General features: G+C 66.8%; 14 protein-coding genes. 5 read left to right on the plus strand and 9 right to left on the minus strand.

Translation table 11 applies throughout. The annotated features are described in order from the left end of the window. Nucleotide 1: 1 nt before the first annotated feature. The 4 genes from WFK61_RS15010 to WFK61_RS15025 form a co-directional block, all read right to left on the minus strand. Nucleotides 2–814, minus strand: a complete 813-nt coding sequence (locus tag WFK61_RS15010) for an amino acid ABC transporter ATP-binding protein (protein WP_336812898.1) — start codon at nt 812–814, stop codon at nt 2–4. A gap of 12 nt (nt 815–826) precedes the next feature. Continuing rightward, complete coding sequence (locus tag WFK61_RS15015) at nt 827–1,462, minus strand: amino acid ABC transporter permease (protein WP_336812899.1); 636 nt, start codon at nt 1,460–1,462, stop codon at nt 827–829. A 4-nt stretch (nt 1,463–1,466) separates the two neighbouring features. After that, nucleotides 1,467–2,135 carry an amino acid ABC transporter permease gene (locus tag WFK61_RS15020; protein WP_336812900.1) on the minus strand — a complete coding sequence of 223 codons (669 nt, stop codon included), beginning with the start codon at nt 2,133–2,135 and terminating at the stop codon, nt 1,467–1,469. A gap of 166 nt (nt 2,136–2,301) precedes the next feature. Beyond that, nucleotides 2,302–3,174 (minus strand): transporter substrate-binding domain-containing protein, encoded by an 873-nt coding sequence (locus tag WFK61_RS15025; protein ID WP_336812901.1) that lies wholly within the window; start codon nt 3,172–3,174, stop codon nt 2,302–2,304. Between the two features lie 467 nt (nt 3,175–3,641). Here WFK61_RS15025 and WFK61_RS15030 point away from each other — a divergent pair, with 467 nt between their 5' ends. Beyond that, nucleotides 3,642–5,168 carry an ABC transporter substrate-binding protein gene (locus tag WFK61_RS15030; RefSeq protein WP_336812902.1) on the plus strand — a complete coding sequence of 509 codons (1,527 nt, stop codon included), beginning with the start codon at nt 3,642–3,644 and terminating at the stop codon, nt 5,166–5,168. A gap of 66 nt (nt 5,169–5,234) precedes the next feature. On the opposite strand, the gene WFK61_RS15035 is transcribed toward WFK61_RS15030, so the two are convergent. Then, nucleotides 5,235–6,560 (minus strand): NAD(P)/FAD-dependent oxidoreductase, encoded by a 1,326-nt coding sequence (locus WFK61_RS15035; protein ID WP_442896309.1) that lies wholly within the window; start codon nt 6,558–6,560, stop codon nt 5,235–5,237. Nucleotides 6,561–6,607: 47 nt separating this feature from the next. After that, a complete protein-coding gene (locus tag WFK61_RS15040; RefSeq protein WP_336812904.1) occupies nt 6,608–7,354 on the minus strand; it encodes a GntR family transcriptional regulator in 747 nt (248 codons plus the stop codon). Nucleotides 7,355–7,567: 213 nt separating this feature from the next. Here WFK61_RS15040 and WFK61_RS15045 point away from each other — a divergent pair, with 213 nt between their 5' ends. The 4 genes from WFK61_RS15045 to WFK61_RS15060 all read left to right on the plus strand — a co-directional run bounded on the left by WFK61_RS15045 (nt 7,568) and on the right by WFK61_RS15060 (nt 13,257). After that, entirely contained in the window at nt 7,568–8,581 is a 1,014-nt protein-coding gene (locus WFK61_RS15045; protein WP_336812905.1) for an SIS domain-containing protein, read from the plus strand. Nucleotides 8,582–8,749: 168 nt separating this feature from the next. Beyond that, nucleotides 8,750–9,586, plus strand: coding sequence for a PfkB family carbohydrate kinase (locus WFK61_RS15050; RefSeq protein ID WP_336812906.1), 837 nt, complete (start codon nt 8,750–8,752; stop codon nt 9,584–9,586). Nucleotides 9,587–9,601: 15 nt separating this feature from the next. Continuing rightward, nucleotides 9,602–11,653: a hydantoinase/oxoprolinase family protein gene (locus tag WFK61_RS15055; protein WP_336812907.1), complete on the plus strand. Its 2,052-nt coding sequence runs from the start codon at nt 9,602–9,604 to the stop codon at nt 11,651–11,653. Beyond that, the gene (locus WFK61_RS15060) at nt 11,653–13,257 is read left to right on the plus strand and encodes a hydantoinase B/oxoprolinase family protein (RefSeq protein WP_336812908.1); all 1,605 of its coding nucleotides are present in this window, start codon (nt 11,653–11,655) and stop codon (nt 13,255–13,257) included. Before WFK61_RS15055 ends, WFK61_RS15060 begins: the two co-directional genes overlap by 1 nt. A gap of 177 nt (nt 13,258–13,434) precedes the next feature. Here WFK61_RS15060 and WFK61_RS15065 read toward each other — a convergent pair whose 3' ends face one another. The 3 genes from WFK61_RS15065 to WFK61_RS15075 form a co-directional block, all read right to left on the minus strand. Beyond that, on the minus strand, nt 13,435–14,532 hold the full coding sequence (locus tag WFK61_RS15065; RefSeq protein WP_336812909.1) for an ABC transporter ATP-binding protein: 1,098 nt from the start codon (nt 14,530–14,532) through the stop codon (nt 13,435–13,437). 2 nt (nt 14,533–14,534) lie between these two features. Further along, a complete protein-coding gene (locus tag WFK61_RS15070) occupies nt 14,535–16,256 on the minus strand; it encodes an ABC transporter permease (RefSeq protein ID WP_336812910.1) in 1,722 nt (573 codons plus the stop codon). Nucleotides 16,257–16,432: 176 nt separating this feature from the next. Continuing rightward, entirely contained in the window at nt 16,433–17,767 is a 1,335-nt protein-coding gene (locus WFK61_RS15075) for an ABC transporter substrate-binding protein (protein ID WP_336813014.1), read from the minus strand. Between the last annotated feature and the right edge of the window lie 83 nt (nt 17,768–17,850).

Consider the following 17,850-nt stretch of genomic DNA (forward strand, 5'->3'; position numbering starts at 1 on the left):
CTCACGCCGGATTGGGGCGGAAGCCGACGAAGCGCGACAGGAAGGAGCGCAGCCGCTCGTGCGGCTGCTCGCCGAAGACCTTCGCGGGCGGGGCGTCGATCACGATCCGGCCCTGATCGGTGAAGACGACGCGGTCCGCCACCTCCTGCGCGAAGGCCATCTCATGCGTGACGAGGATCATGGTGCGCCCCTCGGCGGCGAGTTCCTGCACCACGGCGAGGACCTCGCCCACGAGCTCGGGATCGAGCGCGGAGGTGATCTCGTCGAGCAGCAGCACCTTCGGCTCCATCGCCACGGCCCTTGCGATGCCGACGCGCTGCTGCTGGCCGCCCGACATCTGCGAGGGCAGGGCATCGACCTTGGCCGCGAGCCCGACGCGCGCCAGCCATTTCTCGGCGATGGCCCGCGCTTCGGCCTTGGAGCGCCCGCGCGATTTCATCAGGCCGAGCATGATGTTCTGCGCGGCGGTGAGATGCGGGAACAGGTTGAACTGCTGGAACACCATCGCGGCATCGACGCGGATCGCGGCGAGTTCGCGGTCGCCGCGGCGCTTGCGGCTCCCGGTGCCGTCGCGATAGCCGACCTCGGTCCCGTCGATCCGGATCGAGCCGCCGTCATATTCTTCGAGAAAGTTGATGCAGCGCAGCAGCGTGGTCTTGCCGCTGCCGGAGGGGCCGATGATGGCGACGACCTCGCCCTTGCCGACGCGGAGGTCGACGCCCTTCAGCACCTGATTGGCGCCGAAGGACTTGGTCAGGCCCTCGATCGCGATCACCGGTGTCGTGGCGGAAGCACGGGCATCCGTCTCGGCCATGGATGCCTCCTTTCAGACGAAGCGCTTCTCGAGCCGGCGGCTGAGCGCCGAGAGCGGGAAGTTGATGGCGAAATACATCAGCGCGCCGATGAGATAGAGCGGCAGCGCCACATGGGTGCGCCCGATCACCTGCTGCAGCGACAGCATCAGATCGACGATCCCCAGCAGCGAGACCAGCGAGGAACCCTTCACCGTGTCGACGACGCTGTTGACGAAGGGCGGCAGGAAACGGCGCGCGGCCTGCGGCGCCAGCACATGCACGAAGCGGTCGAACAGGCTGAGTCCGATCGCCTTGGCGGCCTCGGTCTGGCCGGTCGGTATCGACTGGAACGAGCCGCGCGTGATCTCGATGATCTGCGCCGATTTGAAGGCCGTCAGCGCGACGATCGCGGCGAGCAGGCTCGGCAGGTTCACCTTGATCGCGGGCAACCCGTAATAGACGAAATAGAGCAGGACGAGGATCGGCACGCCGCGCACGAAATCGGCATAGAGCCGGATCGGCGCGCGTGCCCAGAGCGGCCCGAAGGCGAGCACGCAGCCGAGCGGCAGTCCGACGATTAGCGAGAGCACGATCACGCAGGCCGAGACCAGAAGGGTCGTCAGCAGGCCGTCGACGAGGAAGGGCAGGGTCTGGATCAGCGTCGCCATGCCGTCACCTTGCGATCGCGTAGCGCCGCTCGGCCAGGCGCAGCAGCAGCAGGATGGCGTAGCTCGTGATCAGATAGATCGGCGTCGCCAGCAGATAGACCTCGACGGTGCGGAAGGTCTGCGTCTCGATCCAGCGCATGCCATAGGCGAGCTCGGGCACGGCAATGGCCGAGGCGATCGAGGTGTCCTTGAACAGCGAGACATAGGTGTTGGAGAGCGAGGGCAGGGCGATGCGCATCGCGGTCGGCAGGCGCACATGCCAGAGCACCTTCATCGGGGTGAGCCCGATCGATTTGCCGGCCTCGATCAACCCGCGCGGCACGGCCTCCAGTCCGGCTCGCATCACCTCGACGAGATAGGCGCCGGAATAGATCGAGAGCGTCGCGACGAAGGAGGTCACCGCGTCATATTGCAGGTCGATGGCGCTGGGGATGCCGTAGAAGACCAGATAGACCAGCAGCAGCAGCGGCACGTTGCGGACGAATTCGACATAGGCTGCGATCAGCGGGCGCGCCCATTTCGGGCCGTCGAGGCTGATAAGAGCCAGCACGAGGCCGATCGCCATGCCGATCGCGATGCTCGCCGCCGCCAGTTCGAGGCTGAGCAGCAGCCCCTCGAACAGCTTGCCGGCATAGCGCCAGACGATCGCGAAGTTGAAGTGATAGTTCGCCATGGTCCCGAGGACTTGAGCATCGGCCCGAAAAGTGGAGCGCGGTTTTCGGTAAAGCCGATGCAGGATCAAAGAGTTAGAGTATCGGGCTGAAGCCTGATGCTCTAACCGGGCATCGGGGAAGAAGGGCGCGAGGTGCGCGCCCTTCCTTGTGCGAAGCGTGGGACGGTCAGAAGCGCGGCAGGCCGGGCTGGCGCTGCGGCGGCTCGGCGCCGAAATAGTCCTTCACCGCCGCGTCGTAGAGTTCGTTCTGGTGGCCGAAGATCGCGATGTCGAAGGTGGTGTTGACGAAGCGCACCCAGTCGGGATCGCCCTGCTTCATGCCGGCGCCGTAGAGCATCGTGTTCCAGGACTTGCCGGCATCGGCATATTTGTCGGGATGGCGCTTGGCGAGCCACCAGACGGTCGAGAGATCGACCGCGGCCGCGTCCGCCCGCTTGGAATCGAGCGCTAGGATGACGTTGGCCTGGCTGTCGAGCTGCATTACGGTGGCCTGCGGCAGCACCTTCTTCACCGAGGCCTCGGCATCGACATTCTGCAGGATCGAGACGCGGGCCGAGGAGCCGGCCTTGAGCAGCGCGTCGAAGCTCTTCTTGTCGCTGTCCGGCCGGGTCAGGAGCGCGATGCCCTCGACATAGTAGGGGCGCGAGAACGCGATGAGCTGGGCGCGCGCCGGGGACATGGTCATGAACTGGATGACGATGTCGACTTTGCCGGTATTGATGTTGGGGATGCGCTGGGCCGCGTCCTGCCGGACGAACTCGACCTTGCTCGCGTCGTCGAACAGCCCCTTGGCCAGGATGCGGCCCATGGTGATGTCCATGCCGACGAGCTGGCCCTTCTCGTCCTCGAAATGCCAGGGCGCGTTGGTGGAACCCGTACCGACGATCAGCTTGCCGCGGTCCAGCACCGTCCGCAGCAGGCTGTTCGGCGCCGATTGCGCCGCGGCCTCGCGGGCCGTGCTCGCGGCTGCGGCCAATGCGAGGCCGCCGACCAGTCCACCCTTCAGCAGAAGCCTTTTGCCTTCATCCGCTTCGCTCATTGGCGATACCCCTCTTTGCAAGATTAATCCATAATTGCAGAATATATCTTGTAGTAAGGGATGCTAGTGAGGCTTTCGTCGGGAAGTCAAGCGCCTGCGCGAAGCAGCCCCGGTTGAGCCACATGAGGGAGGCGGTTCGGCGGTGCCGAGGCGCTCGCGGGCTGTCACGATTGGTATATACCATTGTGATCTTCGCGAGCCGTCAAGATCAGGTTCGTCCGGCGATCCAACGGGCAGCCGCGCAGAGATGGCGAGCGATCAGAACAGGTGCGCAGCCGTGCTTTTGCGGTGCAGCGCGAGGCTGCGCGGCGCCAAGCGCAATCGCCGGCAGCTGCATCTCGAAGAAAGCTGCCCTTTGGTCAGTGCGGCGGCATTGTGATCCGGGGAAGCATTGACAATCTGGTATACACCAAATCATTCTGCCCTCTCGGCCGTGCAGGCCGCCATAAAATTGAGAGGGGTATTCGATGCAGCCGATCTCTCGCCGCTCTGTGCTCGCCGCCGGTGCAGCCCTGCCTCTCCTGCGCCTGCGGGCCCATGCTCAAGCCGGGGGCAAAATCCTCCGCTTCGGCCTGTCGAGTTTCCCGCCCAGCCTCCAGCCCTGGCTCCACACCGGCACGGCGGCGCTGACGGTGAAGCTCCTGATCTTCCGCGGCCTGACCGGCTTCGACGAGAAGGGCGAGGTCAGGCCGGAACTCGCCGAATCCTGGGAGCGCGAGGGCGAGACCACCTGGGTCTTCAAGCTGCGTCAGGCCACCTTCCAGAACGGCAAGCAGGTCACGGCCGAGGACGTGAAATGGACGCTGGAGCAGGTTGCCGCGCCCAATTCGACTGCCTTCATGAAGGCCGAGTTCGGCGGCGTCGAACGCATCGAGACGCCCGATGCCCGCACCGTCCGCATCGTCATGAAGCAGCCGACGGTCACGCTGCCGATCTGGCTCGCCAGCCCGCATATGCCGATCATCGCCAAGGATTCGATCGAGGGGCGGGCGGGGCTCGGCGTCGGGGCCGGCCCCTTCGTCCTGAAGGGGCAGGAGCGCGGCGCCTCGATCGAGGTCGTGAAATTCGACAAGTACTACAAGCCCGGCCTGCCGAAGCTCGATGGCATCAAGCTCGTCGCCTATGCCGATGAGAACCTGCGCGTCGCCGCGCTCCAGGCCGGCGATATCGACCTGATCGAATATGTGCCCTGGCAGTCCATGGGCACGATCGAGAAGGATTCCCGCCTGCGGCTCGTCGCGGTCGATGGCCCCTTCATGGGCCTGAACTTCAATGGCGGTGCCGGGCCGTTCAAGGACGCGCGCCTGCGCCAGGCGGTGGCCCATGCCATCCGTCGCGAGGACATCGTGCAGGCCGCCTTCTTCGGCCGGGGCAGCAAGCTCGAGGGCATCCCGATCCCGTCGAGCAGCCCGTATTTCGACAAGGGCCGTTCGCAGTTCTGGAACTACGACCCTGCCAAGGCGAAGAAGCTGATGGCCGAGGCCGGCGTGCCGAACGGCTTCGCCTGCACGCTGCTCTCGACCGCGCAATATGGCATGCACAAATCGACGGCCGAGGTGGTGCAGGCCAATCTCGCCGAGATCGGCATACAGGCGACACTGAACCTGCCGGACTGGGCCGCGCGCGTCGACCTCGCCGGCAAGGGCCGCTACGACTTCATGGTGCAGGGCACGACGGCCGACAATAACGACCCCGACGGCCTCGCGCCGCTGCTCGACGGCGATCTGCCCGCCAACATGGCGCGCAGCTGGCAGATTCCGACGCCCGAGATCCATGCGCTCTTCGCCAAGGGCCGCGCCGAGTTCGACCCGGCCAAGCGCAAGGCGATCTATGCCGAGCTGGAGAAGCACGCGCTGGAACAGGCGCCGCTCGTCGGCCTCGCCTGGCGCTCGCAGGGCTACGCGATGGTCACGGGCCTCAGCGGTTTCAAATGCTATCCGGGCGGAACGAACTTCTTCTCCGCCTATTCGCTGGACGAGGCGGCGCTGGCCTGAGCGGCGTAGGGTCTGAACCCGGCCGGCCCGCTTCTCGGAAGAGAGGCGGGCCGTTCGTGTCTCGGCTCACCCCGCGCGTGTCGTCCGCTCCAGTCGCGAAAAGCGCTCCAGCCGGAAGGGTTTCGGATCGATCATCGGCGTGCGGCCGCTGACGAGATCGGCGATTAGGCGTCCGGCGCCGGGGCCGATGCCGAAGCCATGGCCCGAGAAGCCGGTGGCGAGGAAGAAGCCAGGCAGGCGCGGCACTTCGCCGATGATCGGCACCGCGTCGGGCGTGGCATCGATCAGTCCGCCCCAGCTCTCCTTGATCCTGAGATTGGCGAAGGCGGGGAAGGCGGCGATCAGGTTGCGCTTGGCCTCTTCCAGGATGGGCGCGGACGGCTTGGGGTCGAGGATGCGCGTCTGCTCGAAAGGCGTCTCCTCGTCGAGCGACCAGTTGATCTTCCGGCGCGCCTCCTCGATGAAGCGTTCGCCGATCCTGAGCCGCAATTCATGGCGCTGCCGGGCGAAGGACGGCAGGAAATCGAACAACAGCCGGAAGCTGTCCGGCACGATCTCGGCCACGCTCGCCCCGCGATGGGCGATGGTGTAGCCGCCATCCTGCCGCTTGCGGAAGGCGAAGTCGGAAGCGCCGACGGCATGGGGCGGCGGCCCGTCGAGAGGCTCCGTCCGGAACACCGAGCCCAGCACCTTGAGCGCCGGCAGGTCGATGCCGAGATTGCCGAGGAACAATCGCGACCAGGCGCCGCCCGCCAGAACGATGCGCTGGCAGGCGATCCGGCCGCGCTCGGTCACGACGGCGCTGACACGCCCGCCGGCCGTCTCGATGCCGCGCACCGCGCAGCGCGTCAGAACGGTGCCGCCATGGCGGCGCAGCGCTCGCGCCATGGCTGGCACGGCCTTTTGCGGCTCGGCGCGGGCATCGCTCGGCGTGAACATCGCCCCTGCGAAGGCGCGTTTGCCGCCGGGGATGACGGCGTCGATCTCGCGCGTGCTCAGCAAGCGCGAGTCGAGCTGGTAGGTCTTGGCGTGTTCGAGCCAGGCCTCGTGCTCGGCGAGCTTGGCCGGGGTATCGGCGACATAGACGATGCCGGAGCGGGTGAAGCCGGTATCGCCGCCGACGAGTCGGTCCATGTCTTCCCAGAGCCGCATGCTTTCGAGCCCGAGCGGGATCTCGCCGGGGTCGCGTCCCATGACGCGGACCCAGCCCCAGTTGCGCCCGGACTGCTCGTGCCCGACCTCGCCCTTCTCGCAGACCGTGACCGAAATGCCCTCGCGCGCCAGGAAGAGCGCGGTCGTGATGCCGATGATGCCGCCGCCGATGACGACGACATCGCTGGAAGCGGGCAGGGATGCGTCCGGCTCGATGGTTTCGATGGTGATGCCCATCAGGGAGGCTCCGGCGGCGGAAGAGGGAGGAGGAAGGCTGGCTACACCGCTCAACCGCGGGCAGGGGGCGTCGAGCTGCGGAAGACGACGTGATGGGGGTGGTTGACCGAGCGCATGTATTCGACCGGCCGGCCCTCGCCGTCGCGCGCCACGATCCGCAGCACCAATGTCGGCGAGCCCGGCGCCAGCGCGAGCAGTTGCGCTTCCCGCTCCGTCGCCGTGCCGACGCTGATCTCGCGGTCGCGGATGCTGATCTCGATGCCGTAGCGCTGCCGCAGCAACTCGTAGAGCGACTGGCCGGAGGTGAGATCCTCCGCCGACAGGCCGGGCACGCTGCCGGCCGGCAGATAGCTCGTCTCGATGCAGAAGGCCTCGTCATTCACGCTGCGCAGGCGCCGCGCCATGATCAGCGTGCTGCCCGGCGCCAGTTCGAGGCGTTGGGCGATGCTCTCGCTCGCCCCTTCCTCGCCGAAATGCAGGAGCTTGCTGCCGGGCTCGCCGCCGGCATTGCGGATGATGCGGGCGATGCCCAGCGAAGCCGATGCATCGATCGGCCGCGAAACCTGGACCAGCGGGACGCGCGTGCCGCTGGTGCCGTTGCGCTCCAGCACATTGCGCTCGACCAGCCGGTCGATCGCCTTGCGCACGGTCATGCGGTTGATGCCGAGTGCGTCGGCCAGCGTCCGCTCGGAGGGAATCCGGTCGCCCGGCCCGTAATCCGGCCCGCCGATGAGGTCGAGCAGGTAATCCTGCACCTCGACATAGATCGGTTTGACGCCCTTCAGCGGGTTCGACATGCCTTGCGTCCCGGCCTCCATGCCTTTCGACGTGCGCAGCTGTCGGAATCCGAGGCGCGGCGCCTTCTTCGTCTTTAAGGCGAAACGGTCGCGGAGCGCTACTGGTCGGGAGGGGCGTTTGGGCGGCATGGAACAGGCTTGACAGTGATTGGTATATGGAATTGGTGTATACCAATTCTCGCGCCCCATTGAAAGCCCGTCCGGGAGCCTTCCATGTCCATTGCCTTCGACCGTGACGCCGTCCTGTCCGGCCTGGAGCCGACGCGCGCCGCGCTGCCGAAAGCCTATGCGCTGGGGCAGGAGCTGGCCCCCCGGATCGACCGCGTCTATCTCGTCGCCTGCGGTTCGGCGAACCGTGCGATGCTCGGCATCCAGTACTGGCTGGAGCGCTATTCGCCGGGCATCGAGGTGCGCCGCTATTTCCCGGCCGAGTTCATGGCGATCGACCCGCCGCGCCTTAACGAGCGGACGCTGGTCCTGCTGGCCTCGAAATCCGGCACGACGCCCGAGACGGTCGCCGCCGCGCATGTCCTCAAGGACAAGCCCTGCCAGATCGTCGCCTTCAGCCAGTATGGCGAGAAGCCGCTGGCACAGGCGGTGCCGCGCCATTTCCTCGTCGGCGACACCAGCGAATCCTTCGCGGCCATGTTCATGCTGATGCAGGCGTTGATCGGCGGCCTGATGGTGGCCAAGGAAGGCTGGCCGCTCGGCGAAAAGCTTCTCGCGTCGCTCGACGCTCTCCCGGTGGCGATGTGCGATGCGGCCGAGCAGAACGAGGCCCGCGCCGCTGCCGATGCCGCGGCCTATGCGGGTGATGATCGCATCTACCATGTCGCCTCGGGGCCGGGCTTCACCACGGCCTATGTCTTCGGCGTCTGCATCCTCATGGAGATGCTCTGGCTGCACAGCTACCCGATCGAGGCCGCCGAGTTCTTCCACGGCCCCTTCGAGATCGTCGACAAGCAGACGCCGATGATCCTGATTACCGGCGAGGACCCGAGCCGGCCCCTGATGGAGCGCGTCGTCACGTTCTGCGACACCTATGCCGGGCGGGTGATGAACTACGATTCCCGCGCCTTCGCGATGAAGGGTATCGACCCGGCGATCCGCCCGATCGTTGCGCCTTACGTGCTGCAGGCGGCGCTGAAGCGATTCTCGGCGCATCTCTCCGTGCTGCGCAACCAGCCCCTGACGACCCGCCGCTACATGTGGAAGGTGGCTTATTGAGGTGCCTGTGACCCCCTCCAGCCCTCATCCTGAGGAGCCGCGTCAGCGGCGTCTCGAAGGATGCTCCAGATGGCTCCGAAGCCTCCTGGAACATCCTTCGAGACGCGCCTGCGGCGCTCCTCAGGATGAGGGCTTGGTGTCCGCGATTGCGATGGGGAGCGACGCCTGATGAAGCACCGCCTGCTCGGCCTCGGTGACAACACGGTCGACACCTATGTCGATCGCGGCCTCCAGTTCCCGGGCGGCAATGCGGTCAATGTCGCGGTGCAGGCGAGGCGGCTCGGAGCGGAAACCGGCTATCTCGGCTGCCTCGGCTCGGACGAGGCCGGCAGGCTTCTGAGCGACGCGTTGAGGCAAGAGGGCGTCGATACTGCGCGCTGCCGCATCAGGTCCGGCCCGAATGCCCGCGCCTTCATCGGCCATGACGGGCAGGACCGGCGCTTCCTGCGCTCCGAGCGGGGCGTGCGTGGCGAATGGGGCGCCTTCGAAGCTGCCGACCGCGCCTATATCGCAGGCTTCGATCTCGTCCATTCCAGCATCTACAGCGAACTTGGCGACGCCTTGCCGGTCGTACGCGGTGCGGCCCGGCGCCTGTCCTACGACTTCTCCGAGCGCTGGACCGACGAGAATCTCGCCGCGACACTGTCGGCGGTCGATATCGCCTTCCTGTCGCACCCTTCCGCTTCGGACGAGGACTGCCTCGCCCTGCTGGAGCGCTGCGCTGGCTGGGGGGCAGGCGTGGTCGTGGCGACGCGCGGCGCTAAGGGCGCCCTCGCGCTCGCCTCTGGGCGCTTGCACGAGCAGGCGGCCGTTCCTGCATCGGTGGTGGATACGCTCGGCGCCGGTGACGGTTTCATAGCGGCTTGCCTGCTCGCCATACTCGACGGAGCCGGCATTGCGGCGGCGCTGGCAGCGGGAGCCAAACAGGCGGCGCAGGTCTGCGGCTATCAGGGTGGTTTCGGCCACGGCGTGGCATGGGCACCGGCCGAGGTCGCCATACCGTAAGGGAGGAAGACAGAGATGGCGTGGCGGATCGGGATCGATTCCGGGGGCACATTCACCGATGTCTGCCTTTTCGACGACGCGACCGGCATGGTCGCTGTCTGGAAGGTGCCCTCGACGCCCGACGATCCCTCCCGCGCCATCGCGCGCGGCACGCAGGAAGGCGTCGAGCGCGTCGGCGCCAGCCCCGCCGAGATCGCCTATTTCGGCCATGGCACGACGGTCGGCACCAATGCCCTGATCCAGCATCGCGGCGTCAGGACCGGGCTTATCACCACGGAAGGGTTCCGCGACCTGATCGAGATCGGCCGGCAGAAGCGGCCGGACCTCTACGATCTTCAGGCCGACAAGGCGCCGCCGCTCGTCACGCGCGACCTGCGCTTCGGCGTCGCCGAGCGCGTCCGCCATGATGGCACGGTCGAAACGCCGCTCGACGAAGGCGCCGTGCGGCAGGCGGCGCGGGGGCTGAAGGCGGAGGGCGTCAAGGCGGTCGCGATCGGCTTCCTCTACGGCTTCGTCCGGCCGGAGCACGAGGAAGCGGCCAAGCGCATCGTCACCGAGGAATTTCCCGAAGCCTTCATCTGCGCCTCGCATGAAGTCGCGCCCGAGTTCCGCGAGTACGAGCGCATCTCGACCACAGTCGTGAACGCCTATCTCGGCCCGGTCATGCAGGGCTATATCCGCCGCCTCGCCGACCGATTGAAGGAACTCGGCCTCAAGGCGACGCCGCATCTGACGCAGTCCAATGGCGGCGTCATCGGCTTCGACATGGCGGCGCGCCTGCCGGTGCGGACGGTGCTCTCCGGTCCCTCGACCGGTGTCGTCGCGGCGCAGGCGATCGGCGCCATGATCGGCATGCCGAACCTCATCACCTTCGACATGGGCGGCACCTCCTCGGACGTCGCCCTGCTCAGCGATGGCGAGGCCAAGCTTGCCTCCGAGGCCAATGTCCATGGCTATCCGATCAAGGCGCCGATGCTCGACATCCATACGGTCGGCGCCGGCGGCGGCTCGCTCGCGGCGATCGATTCCGGCGGTTTGCTCAAGGTCGGGCCGCGCTCGGCCGGCGCCGATCCAGGCCCGGTCTGCTACGGGCGCGGCGCGACCGAGCCCGCGGTCACCGATGCCAATGTCGTGCTCCAGACCCTGAATCCGACGCATCTGCTCGGCGGGCGCATGCCGATCGACCAGTCATTGTCGAAACAGGCGATTGGCAGGCTGGCCGGGCAACTCGGCTTCGACCTGATGGCGACGGCGCAAGGCATCATCTCCGTCGTCACCGCCAATATGGCCAAGGCGATCCGCGTCATCAGCGTCCAACGCGGCCATGATCCGCGCGACTATGCGCTGGTCGCCTTCGGTGGGGCCGGGCCGCTGCATGCGGCAAGGCTCGCGCGCGAACTCGACATGAAGCGCATCGTGGTTCCGCGCAATCCCGGCATCGGTTGCGCGCTCGGCCTCCTGCTCACCGACCTGCGCGCCAATTTCGCCACCACGCGACTGGCAACGCTCTCCGATGCGCTCGTCCCGGACATGGCGGAGATCTTCGTCGCCCTTCAGGAGCAGGCGGATCATTGGTTCGCGGAAGAGGGCGTCGCCTCGGCCGATCGCCGCCTGAAGCGCACCGCCGACCTGCGCTATCACGGCCAGAACTACGAGCTCGCCATCGACGTGCCGGATGGGCCGATCACGCCCGCGACGATCACGGCGCTGGCCGAGGGCTTCGCCGCCGCCCACAAGCGCCTCTACGGCTTCGTCGCGGAAGGCGAGCCGGTCCAGCTCGTGACCTATCGCGTCGAGGCGGTCGGCCTCGTGCCGAAGGCGGCTTTCCGGCCGGAGCCCGATGCCGGGCCGGACGCCTCCCACGCCGTCATCGGCAGCCGCGAGGTCTGGTTCCCCGAGGCCGGCGGCTTCGTCGCCTGTCCGATCTACGATCGCGACAAGCTCAAATCCGGCAATCGCTTCGCCGGCCCGGCCATCGTCGAGCAGATGGATTCGACCACCGTTCTGCTGCCGGGCATGACCGCGACTGTCGAGCCCTATCTCAACCTGATCCTGGAGATGCCGTGATGACCGCGTTCGCATCCGTCAGCGTCGACCCGATCACCGTCGAGGTCATCGGCTCCTCTTTCGCCTCCATCGCCGAGGAGATGGGCGAGGCCCTGGTCAAGGCGAGCTATTCGACCAATATCAAGGAGCGCCGCGACTGCTCGACCGCGCTGTTCGATGTCGAGGGCCAGACGCTCTGCCAGGCCGAGCATATCCCGATGCATCTCGGCTCCTTCATCGGCATCATCCCGCATATCCTGAAGCGCCACGCTGTCGCTGATATGAAGCCGGGCGACGTCTTCATCGGCAATGACGCCTATGAAGGCGGCGGCACGCATCTACCGGATATCGTCCTGGCCGAGCCGGTCTTCCACGAGGGTGTGATGATCGCCTGGGCGGTCAACACGGCGCATCATTCCGATTTCGCCGATCGCGGCCATGCCCATATCTACCAGGAGGGCCTGCGCATCCCGCCGATCCGTCTCTATGACGGCGGCGTGCTGATGAAGGACGTGCAGGAGCTGATCCTGCTCAACTGCCAGGTGCCGCGCGAGCGGTTGTCCGACCTGCGCGCCCAGATGGCGGCGAACCGCCTCGGCGTCGAACGGCTGCGCGCGCTCTGCGACAAATACGGCCGCGACACGGTGCTCGCTGCCGGCAAGGCCTTGCAGGACTATGCCGAGCGCAAGATGCGCGCCGGCATCGCCTCGATTCCCGACGGGACCTATCGCTTCTCGGATTCGTTCGATAACCCCGAGATCGACGAGGCGTTGACCTTCTCGGTCGCGATCACCGTCGCGGGCGAGGAGATGCGGCTGGCCTTCGACTCGCCGCCGCAGATGCGCGCCGGCTTCAACATGGTCTACACCGCGCTGCTCTCGACCGTGTATTACGCGGTCAAGACCGTGGCCGATCCGACCATCCCGCCGAATGCGGGGCTCGCCCGGCCGCTCACCGTCACGGCGACTGAAGGCACGGTGCTGAACTGCGTTCACCCGGCCGCCGTCAACGGGCGCATCGCCGCCTGCCAGCGCGTGGTCGACCTGATCCATGGCGCGCTCGCGCAGGCCGTGCCGGATCGGGTGATCGCCGCCTGTTCGGGCGCGGTCGCTTCCGCGACCTTCGCCGGCGAGCAACCCGGCAGCGGCGAGCTCTGGGTCTATCTGGAGACGATCGGCGGCGGCTCCGGCGCCCGCACGAACAAGGACGGCCTCCACGGCGTCCATGTCCACATGACCAACACCTCGAACCTGCCGGTCGAGGCGCTGGAGCTCGAATACCCGCTGACCTTGCTGCGTTACGAGCTGGTTGACGGCTCCGGCGGCGACGGCCGGCAGCGCGGCGGCATGGGCCTGCGCCGCGTCTACCGGGCGGAGGCGCCGTGCCGGCTCAATGTCGACAATTCGCGCCTGACCTCGCGGCCCTGGGGCCTTGCCGGTGGCGGTGAGGGGCAGGGCGGCTCCTTCGCCTTCAGCGATGGCGTCGTGCCCTTCTTCAAGGGCGATGGCGCGCTGGAGAAGGGCCAGATCGTCGAAATCATCACGCCCGGAGCAGGGGGCTACGGCCCGGCTTCTGAGCGCAGCGCCGAGGCGCGGGCGCGCGACAAGGCCGAGCAGAGAGGGTGAAGAAGCACTAAGGCGCGCTTAGACGCAAACGCTTGTCATTCCGGGGCTTCGCAAAGCGAAGAACCCGGAACCCACGACCGGGTGAGCCGCCTGCAATCGGGTCTTGGATGTCCTGCCCAGTCGTGGGTTCCGGGTTCGCGCCTGCAGCGCGCCCCGGAATGACAACGGTAGTGCCCCTTAACCCGCCAGCCACAGCAGCGCATGCGGCGACAGCCTGAGCGTCGCCCCGCTGCCGACCTCGAACAAGCCGCTGCCGGACTGGAAGGGCACGTCCACTGCCACTTCCGTCGTCCCGATCCGCACGCCGTAGCGCACGCTCGCGCCGAGGAACTCGCGATTGGCGACGGTGCAGGGCAGGGCGAGCATCTCGTCTCCGGCCGGGCCCGCATCACCGAGGCTGGCATGCTGCGGCCGGAAGACCAGCTTGGCGCCCTCCGGCACCTCAGCTTCGGCTGGAACCGGCACCCGCGTCCCGCCCTCGATCTCGAAGACTCGGGTCCCGCCGCTGCCGGTCAGCTTCCCGCCGACGATATTGGCGGTGCCGAGGAATCCGGCCACGAACAGGTTCGCCGGCCGCTCGTAGAGCTCCATCGGCGTGCCGACCTGCTGGACGATGCCGTCGTTCATTACGGCGATGCGGTCGCAGATCGTGTTCGCTTCTTCCTGATCATGGGTCACGAAGATCGTGGTCAGGCCGAGGCGCTGCTGCAGGTCGCGCAGTTCCCGACGCACCTGCACGCGCATCTTGGCGTCGAGATTGGAGAGCGGCTCGTCGAGCAGTAGAACCTTGGGCTCGACCGCGACGGTGCGTGCCACCGCGACGCGCTGCTGCTGGCCGCCCGAGAGCTGCGAGGGCCGCCGCTCGGCAAGATGGGCGAGGCCGACGAGGCCTAAGGCCGCCTCGACGCGCCGCTCGACCTCGGCGCGCTTCACGCCGCGCTCCTCCAGCCCGAAGGCGACGTTGCGGCGCACCGTCATATGCGGCCAGAGCGCATAGGACTGGAAGACCATGCCGACATCGCGTTTCCAGGGCGGCAGGTCGGTGATCGGCTTGCCGCCGATTCGGACTTCGCCGGTATCGGCATGGTTGAAGCCGGCGATCAGGCGCAGCAGCGTGGTCTTGCCGCAGCCGGAGGGGCCGAGGAAGGCGAAGAACTCGCCCGGCTTGATCGCCAGATTGACGTTCTTGAGCACATGGTTGGTGCCGTAGGACAGGTTGACGCCTTCGATATCGACGGCGACGGCGGGCGTGGTTAGGGAGACGGTCGCGTTCATGATCAGTGGCCCATTCCCTTGGCCTTCTGGCTGCGTTCGATGATGAGGTGGGAGAGGAAGGTGCAGGCCGCGACGAGGATCACCGCGACGACGCCGAGCGCGGCGCCGGGACCGCGCCCTGCTGCCGACTGCATGAAGACATAGAGCCCGTAAGCCAGCGGCGCGTCCGAGTTGGACTGCACCAGCATCAATGTCGCCGAGAGCTCGACGGCGGCCGTCGAGAACGAGGTGACGAAGCCGGCGAGGATGCCGCCCGCCATCAAGGGCACGACGATGCGCCGGACCGTGCGCGCCTTGGTGGCTCCGAGATTCTCGGCCGCCTCCTCAAGCGAGACCGATATCTGCTGGAGCGCCGCATAGCAGGCCCGCAAGGCATAGGGCAGGCGCCGGATCGCCAGCGCCAGCACGATGGTGATCCAGAGCGCGGCGAGCGGCGTCCCGTCCGGCAGGGTGACGCCGTAGAAGGTCCTGAGATACCCGATGCCGAGCACCACGCCGGGGATCGCGAGCGCGGCGGTCGCCATCCAGTCGAGCCATTCGCGGCCGACGAGCTTGGTCCGCAGCACGAGATAGGCGATGGCGACGCCGAGAACGACGTCGATGCCGCCGGCGATCGTCGCGTAGATCAGCGTGTTCTTGATGTAGACCGAGCTCTCGCCGAAGACGCGGGCGTAATGCGCCGTCGTGAAGGCATCGGGCAGCGGCGAATACGACCAGATCGTTGCGAAGGAGAGCAGCAGCAGGCCCAGATGCGGCGCCAGCACCAGCGCCAGGATCAGGATGACGATGCCATAGCCGAACACGGCCTCCATCGGCGTCATCACCCGCTTGGCGAGGCCGCCGCCGCCGCGCTGCGTCGTGGCGTAGTCCCGCCCCTTCAGCGCCCGCGCCGAGAGCCACATCGCCGTGACCGAGGCGATGATCAGCACGACCGAGATGACGTAGCCCATCGGGTCGGCGATGCCGATCGAGGTGACCCGCAGATAGGCCTGCGGCGCCAGCATGTCCTTGACGTTGAGCAGGAGCGGGGTTGCGAGATCGTCGAAGACCTTGACGAAGACGAGCGAGGCCCCGGCGAGATAACCCGGCATCGCCAGCGGGAAGACGATCCGACGGAACAGCCGGAAGCCCGAGGAGCCGAGATTCTGCGCGGCCTCCTCCATGGCGCGGTCGACATTGCGCAGGGCCGCCGAGAGATTGATCAGGATGAACGGGAAATAATGGACCGACTGGACGAAGATGACGCCGTTCAGCCCCTCCATGAAGTCGATCTTGAAGCCGAACCAGTCGTCCAGCAGCAGGTTGATCGAGCCGTTGCGGCCGAAGAAGAGCTGCATCGCCACCGCGCCGACGAAGGGCGGCATGATCAGCGGGAGGAAGCCGAGCGTCTGGACGATGGCGGCGCCGCGGAAGACGAAGCGCGTCGTGAGATAGGCCAGCGGCAGGGCGAAGACCGAGGCCCAGACCACAGACATCGCAGAGACATAGAACGAGTTCCACAGCGAGCGCATGAACAGCTCGGTGCGGACGAAATCGTAGAAATTCACCAGCGTGAAGGTCGAGGTGCCCTTCTCGGTGAAGGCGACATAGATCACCGTCGCCACCGGCAGCACGAGGAACATCAGGAGGAAGGCGGCGATCGCCAGCGCCAGCGCGATCTGTCCGGGCGTGCCGGCGATGCGACGGGGGCGGCGTGGAGCCGTTGTGGTGGGGATGGCTGTCATGAGATGCGGCCGGGCTGTCATCCCGTGCGCGCTGCGGCATGCAAATGCCGCTGCGCAGACACGGAACCGTTGTCAGGAAAAGGCGCCTGTTGGTCGCGCGGTCCCGTGTCTGCACCGCAGCGTTTCACGCTGCAGCGCACACGGGATGACCCGCAGGACGACGAAGACAGACGAGCTTACTTCGCCGCCTTGAGCGCCTCTTCGGCCTTCGCCTTGGCCTTGGCGTAGTTGTCGCGGGCGAAGCTTGCCCATTGCGCCTCGACCTCGGCCTGGCGGGCGCCCTTTTCCTTGCCGCCGGTGAAGGCGCCGCGCAGCTCCGCGCTGGCAGCCTGCGCCTCGCTGACCGGCATGGCGGCGAGCAGCACGCGCGCTTCCTCGGCCAGCGCCTTGGCCTTGTCGTTCGGCTTCTTGGCCAGGGCCGCATCGACTTCGTGCAGCACCTTGTTGACGCCCTTCAGCGCGTCGAGCTGGAAGGAGATCAGCTGGTCGAACAGCGTGTCGACGACCGCCGTGCGGCCTTCCGACTTGTCGACGTCGAAGCCGATCATCTTCTGGAAACGCGGATCGGTGAAGGGGTTCGGATAGTCGGCGCCGGCCTTGGCATAGACGGCCGGGTTCACCGGCAGGCGGCGGATGCCGGGCTCGAGCAGCACTTCCTGACCGGCGGGCGAGAGCAGGAATTCGACGAAGGCTTCGGCCGCGGCCTTGTTCGGCGGGTTGGCGATGATGCCGACATTGGCCGGAACCACGGTCGTCACGCTCGGATAGACGAACTTGACCGGGAAGCCCGAGGCCTGGGCCGAGAAGGCGAAGAAGTCGATGACGACGCCGACGCCGACCTGGCCGGAATTGACCTGCTCCGGCACGCCGAAGGAGCGCTCGTTGATCGAGCGGAAATTGCCGGCCATCTCCTTGATGGTGCGCCAGCCCTTGTCCCAGCCTTCGCCCTGCAGGATCGTCTCGATCGTCAGATGCGTCGTGCCGGAGCGCGACGGCGCCGCGATCGCGACATGGTCGTAGAAGACCGGCTTGGCGAGGTCCTGCCACTCCTTGGGCTCGGGCAGCTTGTTGGCCTTGGCATAGCGGTCGTTCCACATTATGCCGTAGCCGGAGGCGGCGAAGCCGAAATAGAAGCCGGCCGGATCATTGATCGGATAGGAGCCGATCTTGTCGGGGATGCCGGTCGCCTTCGGCTTGTAGGCGGTGAGCAGCTTCTTGCCCTTCAGCACCTCGAAGGCGTCGGGCGCCGAGGCCCAGAACAGGTCGACCTGATTGTTGGCCTTGGTTTCCTCGACATATTTCACGCCGGCATTGGTGTTGCGGTTCTGTACTTCGAGCGTGACGCCCGGAACCGCCTTCTCGAACGCCTTCTTGATGGGATCGGTAACGTCCTTGGAAAAGGAGGTCACGACCGTGACCTTGCCGGCCGGCGCCTGCGCCAGCGCGATGGTCATAAACGAGGCGCTCAGCGACAGGCCGAGAGTGGCCGCGAGCGCGGTCCGACGATTCAACATGGCTTCCTCCCGAAGCGAATTTTTTGGGTCGACGTCGAGGTCGATGCCACTGCTTCAGCAACCGCGATGCCAAGTGGTTG

Source organism: Allobosea sp. MMO-172 (genome assembly GCF_037147855.1).
Taxonomy (GTDB): Bacteria; Pseudomonadota; Alphaproteobacteria; order Rhizobiales; family Beijerinckiaceae; genus Allobosea.

Excerpts from the sequence above, each read along its gene's own strand:
- WFK61_RS15070 (WP_336812910.1), bottom strand. The coding sequence starts at position 16,256 with ATGACAGCCATCCCCACCACAACGGCTCCACGCCGCCCCCGTCGCATC.
- WFK61_RS15045 (WP_336812905.1), top strand. The coding sequence starts at position 7,568 with ATGTCCATTGCCTTCGACCGTGACGCCGTCCTGTCCGGCCTGGAGCCG.
- WFK61_RS15040 (WP_336812904.1), bottom strand. The coding sequence starts at position 7,354 with ATGTCGAACCCGCTGAAGGGCGTCAAACCGATCTATGTCGAGGTGCAG.
- WFK61_RS15060 (WP_336812908.1), top strand. The coding sequence starts at position 11,653 with ATGACCGCGTTCGCATCCGTCAGCGTCGACCCGATCACCGTCGAGGTC.
- WFK61_RS15010 (WP_336812898.1), bottom strand. The coding sequence starts at position 814 with ATGGCCGAGACGGATGCCCGTGCTTCCGCCACGACACCGGTGATCGCG.
- WFK61_RS15020 (WP_336812900.1), bottom strand. The coding sequence starts at position 2,135 with ATGGCGAACTATCACTTCAACTTCGCGATCGTCTGGCGCTATGCCGGC.
- WFK61_RS15050 (WP_336812906.1), top strand. The coding sequence starts at position 8,750 with ATGAAGCACCGCCTGCTCGGCCTCGGTGACAACACGGTCGACACCTAT.
- WFK61_RS15025 (WP_336812901.1), bottom strand. The coding sequence starts at position 3,174 with ATGAGCGAAGCGGATGAAGGCAAAAGGCTTCTGCTGAAGGGTGGACTG.
- WFK61_RS15015 (WP_336812899.1), bottom strand. The coding sequence starts at position 1,462 with ATGGCGACGCTGATCCAGACCCTGCCCTTCCTCGTCGACGGCCTGCTG.
- WFK61_RS15065 (WP_336812909.1), bottom strand. The coding sequence starts at position 14,532 with ATGAACGCGACCGTCTCCCTAACCACGCCCGCCGTCGCCGTCGATATC.
- WFK61_RS15055 (WP_336812907.1), top strand. The coding sequence starts at position 9,602 with ATGGCGTGGCGGATCGGGATCGATTCCGGGGGCACATTCACCGATGTC.
- WFK61_RS15030 (WP_336812902.1), top strand. The coding sequence starts at position 3,642 with ATGCAGCCGATCTCTCGCCGCTCTGTGCTCGCCGCCGGTGCAGCCCTG.